We start from the raw sequence: 7,269 nt of genomic DNA, 5'->3' as shown, positions 1-7,269 counted from the left end.
CCTGCGCGGCCCTGGCTGGGCGCAGACCGACGAGTGCCTGCGTGCGGCCCCGCACGTGTACGCCATTGGCGACGTGAATGGCCGCACCCTGCTGGCCCACGCGGCGGACCACCAGGCCCGCTACGCGGTGCGCCACGCCTGCGGCGACACTGCAACGCCGTACGATGCGGGCGTGATGCCCGCGTGCATCTACGGCCATCTGGAAGCAATGCGGGTTGGCCCTACTGCGGAAGAGTTGAAGAATGCGGGTTTTTCCCCCCGTGTTTCGCGCTCTATGCTCATTGCCAATCCCATTGCGCAGGCGTATGGAACGACGCAAGGTTTCATCAAGATAGTCTGGGTTGACGGGCGTATCCGGGGCGTGACCGCCGTGGGCCACGGCGTTTCGCACCTGGTGACGCTGGCTGCCGTGCTTGCAGGAGGGAGCGGCACGGCGCCGGGCTGGACCGCGCATGACGCGGGTTCCGTCATCTTCGCCCACCCGACGCTGGATGAAGCGCTGGAAGCTGCCATGGAGGCTCCGCAAGAGCCTGTGTAACGGCATGCGGCCCGTAAAAAATCGGAAAGATTGTGCCTAAAGCGCAAAATGGTCTTGTCACGACCATACTTTGACGGTAACTTGCACAATATGAAGATAATTCCGGGCTGGAGTTTTTTTCCTGCGTCAACATCAGCTATTTTTTGGAGGCTCCCATGAAAATCTCGAAACTTCTGACTCTGGTCGCGGCGCTGATGCTTGTCTGCGCTGCTCCGGCCTTCGCCGCCGGTCAATCCACCCTTGTGCCCAAGATCGCCAGCTTCGACTTCTTCGTGGACTATTCCGGGTCCATGATGCTGAAGCATGAAACGGTCGGCAAGAACAAGATGGAAATGACCAAGAAGCTGCTTTCGGCCATCAACGCCAAGATCCCGGCGCTGGGCTACGAAGGCGGTCTGCACACTTTCGCCCCCTCGACCGAAATCCAGCCCGTGGCCGCGTGGGACAAGGCGTCCTACGAAAAGGCCATCAAGAAGCTGAACGAAAACGAAGACACCTTCGCCCGCATGACCCCCATGGGCACCGGCCTGCAGAAGGCCACCTATGCCAAGGCCATGAAGCGCAAGGCCGCCATGATCATGGTCAGCGACGGCGAATCCAACCTGGGTTCCGACCCGGTGGCCGAAGCCAAGCTGCTGCTCTCCACCAACCCCGGCCTGTGCCTGCACGTCATCTCCATGGCTGACAAGCCCGCCGGTCAAGCCACCCTTGACGCCATCGCCAAGCTGAACGGCTGCGCCGTCACCGCCAAGGGTCCCGAACTGCTGGCCAACGAAGCCGCCCTCGACAAGTTCGTGCGCGACGTCTTCTACGAAGAAAAGGCCGCTCCCGTCGTTGCCGCTGCCCCCATGGACGAAGTGATCGTGCTGCGCAGCATCCAGTTCGCCCTGAACTCGGCCAAGCTGGACGCCACCGCCACCAGCATCCTGGTGGAAACCGCCTCCATCCTGAAGTCCAAGAAGGGTTCGGTTGAAGTTGCCGGTCATACCTGCAGCCTCGGCACCGACGAATACAACCAGAAGCTGTCCGAAGCCCGCGCCAAGTCGGTCAAGGACTTCCTGGTCAAGCAGGGCGTCGAATCCTCGCGCCTGATCACCAAGGGCTACGGCGAATCCAAGCCCAAGTACGACAACAGCACCGAAGAGACCCGCAAGCTGAACCGCCGGGTCGAACTCTCCTTCATCAAGTAGCACAACGGACCATGAAGGCCCGGTGGGGAAACCCGCCGGGCCTTTCCGCAAACGGAGACGAAGTCGATGAAGCAAGGCCGCATCACATTGGCCGCAAAGGCCCTGACGCTGCCCGTTACCCTGGCCCTGGCCCTTACCGGGGCTGTCTGCGTTTCTCCGGCAGGCGCGGCGGATACCGCCGCACCGCAGGCCCAGCAGGAGAAGAAAGCCCCCGCAAAGTCCCCTGCCAAATCACCGGACAAGACCGCGAAGGCCGCACCGCAAAAGCCCGCCGCAAAGACCACGCAGGTTGCCAAGGTGGCCCCCGCCAAGAAACCCGTGGGCGAAACCATCGAGGAAGTGCACAACAAGCTCGATACCCTGGCCCGGGCCAAGTTGCGCCACATGAACGAAAGCCTGCGCCCCTGCCAGACCCGCAAGGACGTGGTGCACAACGGCAACGAATTCGTGGCCCGCTATCTGGCCGTTGACCCCGACTCGCTCTCCACCGACGTGCACGATGCCCAGGGCCCCGGCGCCAAGTACGTGGGCCTGATCGTCTACCACGAGCAGGAATACGAAAGCCGCGCCGCCACCAAGGACGCTGCCCTCGCTGGCGACTTCTCCGTGGTCAAGGCCCGCCGTGTCACCGAAATCATCCGCTACGACAAGGGCAAGTGGATCGACTGACGGGCACCCCGCCCTCGCCTGCTTTCCGCAGACGCCGTACGCCGCATGGATCCCGCATCCGTGCGGCGTTTGTGTTTGCCCGGCCTGTTTCCGGCGCACGGACATCCCTGCCGCATTCCCCGGCGTCGTCCGCTTTCACGCAACATGCAGCAGTCTGCGGCCCTGCCCGGTGCGCCCTTTCCTGCCGCAGACATCGGCAGCGCCACCATGCGCCGTATGTGCCCTCCCGTAGCGCACGCATGCTTTCGGTACACGCCACGGCATCACTTTTTTTCAGCCCCCCCTTGACGGTTCGGCCTGACGATGTCATAAATGATACCAGAAATCATTACTAACAACTCTTTTCAAAGGAGTCATCGAACATGAGCTGCCCCACTCAGGAATACCCCGCCCTTGCCGCCGTCGGTCGCCCGGTGAAGCCCTTCACCCTTGAAACCTACGATCCCACCGAAGGGGCCTTCGGCCAGGTTTCGCTCGAAAAGCTGCAACAGGACCGCAAGTGGACCGTGCTGGTATTCTACCCCGCCGACTTCACCTTCGTGTGCCCCACCGAACTTGCGGACCTTGCGGAACGCCATGCGGCGCTGAAGGACATGGGCGTGGAAGTGATCTCGGTCTCCACAGACACCAAGTTCGCCCACCTTGCCTGGCGCAATTCCGAACGCCTGCTGGAAAACGTGCGCTACCAGATGGCTGCCGACCCCACGGGCGCGGTGTCGCGCTACTTTGGCGTGTACGATGAAAGTGCGGGCATTGCCCTGCGCGGCACCTTCATCATCAACCCGGAAGGTACCCTGGTGGGGTCCGAGGTGAATTTCTACAACGTGGGCCGCAACGCCGCCGAACTGGTGCGCAAGATGCAGGCCAACAAGCATCTGCGCGACCACCCGGCGGAAGCCTGCCCCGCCCGCTGGGAACCCGGCGCCCGCACCCTGACCCCCTCCGAGAAGCTGGTGGGCAAGGTGTACGAGGATCTGATTCCCTAGTTCTCCGAAACGCCGTACCGCGCGACCATCCGGGCAACTCCATCCGCACGTCCGGAATGGGAACTGACGTCACCCATGCGAAGGGGCGCGACAAACGTCGTGCCCCTTTCTTGCTCCGCCGCACGCGGCAGGCACCAGTCGGACGGCACGACACCGCCGTGCGCCCTTGCCTTGCCCCTGTACCGGCCATAGTTTTCAGGTACCAGGCAGACATGCCTGCATCGGCCCGCATGCCCGCGTCGGTTCAGAATGCCCCCAGGGGCTCAGGCTCACTGATGGGCGCGTGGACGCGCCCGGGAGGTTCTCATGGCCAACCGTCAGGTTTCGGCAGCGGCAACGCACACGCAACAGGATACGGCCAGCGCGCCGCACGGCTTCAGCGAGGTGCTGCTCTCACCGGGTGATTGCAGCGGGTGCGGGGCATGCATGGAACTGGCCCCCGACATAGTCGGCTGGCGCGAAGGTGACGAACGGCCATTTCTGATCAGCGACATGGCCCCGGACGGGGTGCTGACTGAATTGATGGCCTTCTGCCCGGAAGGATGCTTCGAGGACGGCAACGCTCCCTGAGACGCCCCGCGACCAGTCCCGACCATTTGGGCCAGTTACGGAGTTGCGGCCAGTTCCAGGCCGCCCTCGCCGTTTAGCGCCGAAGCCCGAGGTCAGGTTCTGTTGGCTGTCAGCCACGCCCCGATCTGCTCCCGCGTGACATCGGCATCTTCCAGCAGACCCAGCCATTCCAGCCGGGCGACTGCAAGGTTCTCGTCGCGGCAGGCCTGGTCCAGGGCGGCGGCCCGGTGATGCAGGCGTGATGCGCCGATAGTGGCGGACGCCCCTTTCAGGCTGTGGGCAAGACGAGCAAGGTCGGCCAGCCGCCCTTCCCCCAGGGCAGTCTGCATTCTGGCCAAGCGGTCTGCAAAATCGGGCAGAAAGGTGTCGAGAAGCAGCGTGAGGAATTCGCGGTCGCCTTGCAGGCGGTGCAGCACTCCATCAATGTCGAATACGGGAGGGAGAGGGGACTGGCTCATGTGGCACTCGTGACGGCTTGCCGGATCACGCCTCGGCGAACATCGCTCGGGGGATGCGGACGTGGTACCGAAGTTCATCAGCCAGCCTACGGCAACACGCCCCTCGGACGCAAGTGGATACCCTTTGCGGTGGTTACATCATCGGTATTTGAAATGTGAAAACCACCCCCCTGAGGGTGGTTTTCCATGTCGGCACGCACTCTCGGACAGGGCGCGTTCGTGCACCGGCCCAGATCGGGACCGTGCGCCAGACCGGTCACCGCCCCGGCAGCAGGCCCGGCGTCCACGGCAGCAGGCCCGGCGTCTATGGCAGATATTCCACTGGGCTCGGCGGCAACGCCGGGTCAGGCAGGTCGCCCTTGTCCATGCCGCGGCGGAACATGTCGCGCGAGCGCTTCATCTCTTCCAGGGCGTTGGCCTGGGCGGCCTCGCGCGCGTAAATGTCCGCCGCCTGCGGCCCCATGGCCAGTTCGTCGACACGCAGCAGGTCAACGCGCGGACGCACCGCCCGCAGCACCTCGGTCCTGTCCGTACTCCAGCCGGACCACGCGGCGCGGGCCGCATCGCCGTCGCGCGCGGCAATGGCCGCGATGCCCGCCCAGAACCGGGCATACTCCGCCGAGCGCCAATCCTCCGTCAGCGGCACCAGCACGGCACGTGCCCCTGCGTAGTCGCCCTGCCGGTACAGGGCATAGCCGTGACGCACCCCGGCCCGCCAATCGGAAGGATTTTCCGTGGTCACCCGGGCGTAGGCCGTGGCGGCCTCTGCGTACTGCCCCCGCTCCAGCAGGGACGATGCCCGCATGCTTGCGCCGGAACAACCGGACATTGTTGCCGCCGTACCGACAAGGGCCACCAAAAGCGCAACACCGCGCATCCTGTTCATGACGCCTCCCAGGCGGGCTACATGCCGCGCCGGATAAGACCGAACTTCTTCAGCTTGTATTGCAGGGTACGACGACTGATGCCCAGCGCATCGGCCGTGCGTTCCCGGTGCCCGCCATGCACTTCCAGCGCGCGCAGCAAGGCGTCGCGCTCCGCGTCGTCCAGGGAGCCGGGGTATGCTCCCGGAACACCGCCATATCCGCCGGACACAAGGGCGTCGCCCTCACCGGACAAGCCCGCCTCGCCGCGCGGCATGGCGAAAGCGGCGTCCTGCCCCCACCCCCTGCCCTGGCGTTCGAGGGAGCGGTCAACCATGCCCGGCCTGTCGGACATGTCCGGCCTGTCCGGACTGTAGGGCCGCTGGCGGTCCTGTCCCCTGTCCTGTCCCCTGTACTGCCCGCTGTACTGGCCGCTGTACTGGCCACTGTCCGGGCCGCCCCGTTCCCACCGGTCGGGACGATCCGCCAGCACTTGCGCGGGCAGCGAATCTGGCCCCAGGGTATCGGAACGGCTGAGTATCAGCGCCCGCTCCAGCACGTTTTCCAGTTCGCGCACGTTGCCGGGCCAGGAATAGCGCATCAGGGCGTCGAGAAATTCCGGGCTGACGCTGCGGATGCCCTTCTTGTTCTTGCGGCACAACCGTTCCAGCAACCGCCCTGCCAGCGTGGGCAGATCCTCCAGCCGCTCGCGCAGGGGGGGCGAAACCACCTCCAGCACGTTGAGCCGGAAAAAGAGGTCCTCCCGGAATTCGCCAGCCTCCACCGCGCGCTTGAGGTCGCGGTTGGTGGCCGCAATGATGCGCACGTCCACGGGCACCGGGCGTACCGCGCCCAGAGGTTCCACCACGCGCTCCTGCAAGGCGCGCAGCAGCTTGGATTGCAGTTCCAGCGGCAGCTCGCCTATTTCGTCAAGGAACAGCGTGCCGCCGCGCGCCAGTTGGAAGCGCCCCGGCTTGTCGCGCACGGCCCCGGTGAACGCACCCTTCATGTAGCCGAACAGTTCGCTTTCCAGCAGATGGCCGGGCAGGGCTGCACAATTCACCTTCACCAGCGGCTGGTCGGCACGGTTGCTGGCGTCGTGCAGGCCCTGGGCGATGAGCTCCTTGCCGGTGCCCGATTCGCCCATGACCAGGATGGTGGCCTCGCTGGGGCCGGCCTGCCGGATGAAGTCGCGTACCCGGCACATGGCCTGGCTGGCCCCCACGATGGGCGCGGTGGGATCATCATTGCTCAGGCGACGACGCAGGTTCTCGTTCTCTTCCATCAACCTGCCGAAGTCCCAGGCCTTCTCCAGCACAGCCGTCAGTTCCTCGTTGTCGGCGGGCTTGGTCAGGTAGTCGAAGGCGCCCTTCTTCATGGCCACCACGGCGGAACCCACGGTGCCGAAGGCGGTCAGCATGACCACGGGCAGGCCGGGATACATTTCCTGGATGCGGGCCAGGGTTTCCTGTCCGTCCATGCCGGGCATGCGCATGTCCAGCAGCACCACGTTCACGCGGTCCTGGGCCAGCAGTTCCAGGCCTTCCTCGCCGGAACCGGCTTCTTCCACGCTCCAGCCGCTGTCCTCCATGACAGCGCGGACCATCAGGCGGTGGCCGGGTTCGTCGTCGATGACCAGAAGTCGCTTCATCTTGTTTCCTTGGTGATGGCTCTACGAATGCCCGCGCCCGGCATGACGGCGCGGACCATCAGGCGGTGGCCGGGTTCGTCGTCGATGACCGGAAGTCGCTTCATCGTTTGTCCCCGGTTATGTCGATGACCGTATCCGTGGCGGACGGTTCTGTCGTGGATTGTCCGGAAGCGGCATGTCCGAAAGCGGCACGTTCGTGACCGGTCCCGTTCCGGACGTCGCCACCCGGCGCGATGCCGCCGTGGCCCTCGCCCCGGCCTTCCCGGTTGGCCGTGGCCATGTCGAAGGCCGCCGCACCGGGGCAATCGCCCGCCGGTATGTCCGCGCCGTGGTCCAGCGGGTCG

8 protein-coding genes and 1 pseudogene are annotated in these 7,269 nt (G+C 65.0%); 5 read left to right on the top strand and 4 right to left on the bottom strand.

Translation table 11 applies throughout. The features are described 5' to 3' along the window. From FVW20_RS03400 to FVW20_RS03380, 5 genes are all read left to right on the top strand, one after another. A partial coding sequence (locus tag FVW20_RS03400) for an oxidoreductase dimerization domain-containing protein (protein ID WP_504739139.1) occupies positions 1–538 on the top strand: 538 nt, incomplete at its 5' end. 155 nt (positions 539–693) lie between these two features. Next, on the top strand, positions 694–1,728 hold the full coding sequence (locus FVW20_RS03395; RefSeq protein WP_196608299.1) for an OmpA family protein: 1,035 nt from the start codon (positions 694–696) through the stop codon (positions 1,726–1,728). 66 nt (positions 1,729–1,794) lie between these two features. After that, positions 1,795–2,397, top strand: coding sequence for a hypothetical protein (locus FVW20_RS03390; protein ID WP_196608298.1), 603 nt, complete (start codon positions 1,795–1,797; stop codon positions 2,395–2,397). 362 nt (positions 2,398–2,759) lie between these two features. Beyond that, positions 2,760–3,383, top strand: coding sequence for a peroxiredoxin (locus FVW20_RS03385; RefSeq protein ID WP_196608297.1), 624 nt, complete (start codon positions 2,760–2,762; stop codon positions 3,381–3,383). A gap of 306 nt (positions 3,384–3,689) precedes the next feature. Next, the gene (locus FVW20_RS03380) at positions 3,690–3,953 is read left to right on the top strand and encodes a hypothetical protein (protein ID WP_196608296.1); all 264 of its coding nucleotides are present in this window, start codon (positions 3,690–3,692) and stop codon (positions 3,951–3,953) included. A 92-nt stretch (positions 3,954–4,045) separates the two neighbouring features. Here FVW20_RS03380 and FVW20_RS03375 read toward each other — a convergent pair whose 3' ends face one another. The 4 genes and pseudogenes from FVW20_RS03375 to FVW20_RS03360 all read right to left on the bottom strand — a co-directional run. After that, positions 4,046–4,411 carry an Hpt domain-containing protein gene (locus FVW20_RS03375; protein ID WP_196608295.1) on the bottom strand — a complete coding sequence of 122 codons (366 nt, stop codon included), beginning with the start codon at positions 4,409–4,411 and terminating at the stop codon, positions 4,046–4,048. 304 nt (positions 4,412–4,715) lie between these two features. Further along, the gene (locus FVW20_RS03370; protein WP_231038821.1) at positions 4,716–5,216 is read right to left on the bottom strand and encodes a tetratricopeptide repeat protein; all 501 of its coding nucleotides are present in this window, start codon (positions 5,214–5,216) and stop codon (positions 4,716–4,718) included. A gap of 98 nt (positions 5,217–5,314) precedes the next feature. Next, the gene (locus FVW20_RS03365; RefSeq protein WP_196608293.1) at positions 5,315–6,925 is read right to left on the bottom strand and encodes a sigma-54-dependent transcriptional regulator; all 1,611 of its coding nucleotides are present in this window, start codon (positions 6,923–6,925) and stop codon (positions 5,315–5,317) included. Between the two features lie 100 nt (positions 6,926–7,025). After that, positions 7,026–7,269, bottom strand: a pseudogene (locus tag FVW20_RS03360) (PAS domain-containing sensor histidine kinase); the annotation flags it as partial.

The sequence above is a fragment of the Nitratidesulfovibrio oxamicus genome (genome assembly GCF_015731765.1).
GTDB lineage: Bacteria > Desulfobacterota > Desulfovibrionia > Desulfovibrionales > Desulfovibrionaceae > Cupidesulfovibrio > Cupidesulfovibrio oxamicus.
The sequence above is the reverse complement of the archived record's forward strand: the minus strand, read 5'-3'. Positions and strand labels throughout refer to the sequence as shown.

Excerpts from the sequence above, each read along its gene's own strand:
- FVW20_RS03395 (WP_196608299.1), top strand. The coding sequence starts at position 694 with ATGAAAATCTCGAAACTTCTGACTCTGGTCGCGGCGCTGATGCTTGTC.
- FVW20_RS03390 (WP_196608298.1), top strand. The coding sequence starts at position 1,795 with ATGAAGCAAGGCCGCATCACATTGGCCGCAAAGGCCCTGACGCTGCCC.
- FVW20_RS03385 (WP_196608297.1), top strand. The coding sequence starts at position 2,760 with ATGAGCTGCCCCACTCAGGAATACCCCGCCCTTGCCGCCGTCGGTCGC.
- FVW20_RS03380 (WP_196608296.1), top strand. The coding sequence starts at position 3,690 with ATGGCCAACCGTCAGGTTTCGGCAGCGGCAACGCACACGCAACAGGAT.
- FVW20_RS03375 (WP_196608295.1), bottom strand. The coding sequence starts at position 4,411 with ATGAGCCAGTCCCCTCTCCCTCCCGTATTCGACATTGATGGAGTGCTG.
- FVW20_RS03370 (WP_231038821.1), bottom strand. The coding sequence starts at position 5,216 with ATGCGGGCATCGTCCCTGCTGGAGCGGGGGCAGTACGCAGAGGCCGCC.
- FVW20_RS03365 (WP_196608293.1), bottom strand. The coding sequence starts at position 6,925 with ATGAAGCGACTTCTGGTCATCGACGACGAACCCGGCCACCGCCTGATG.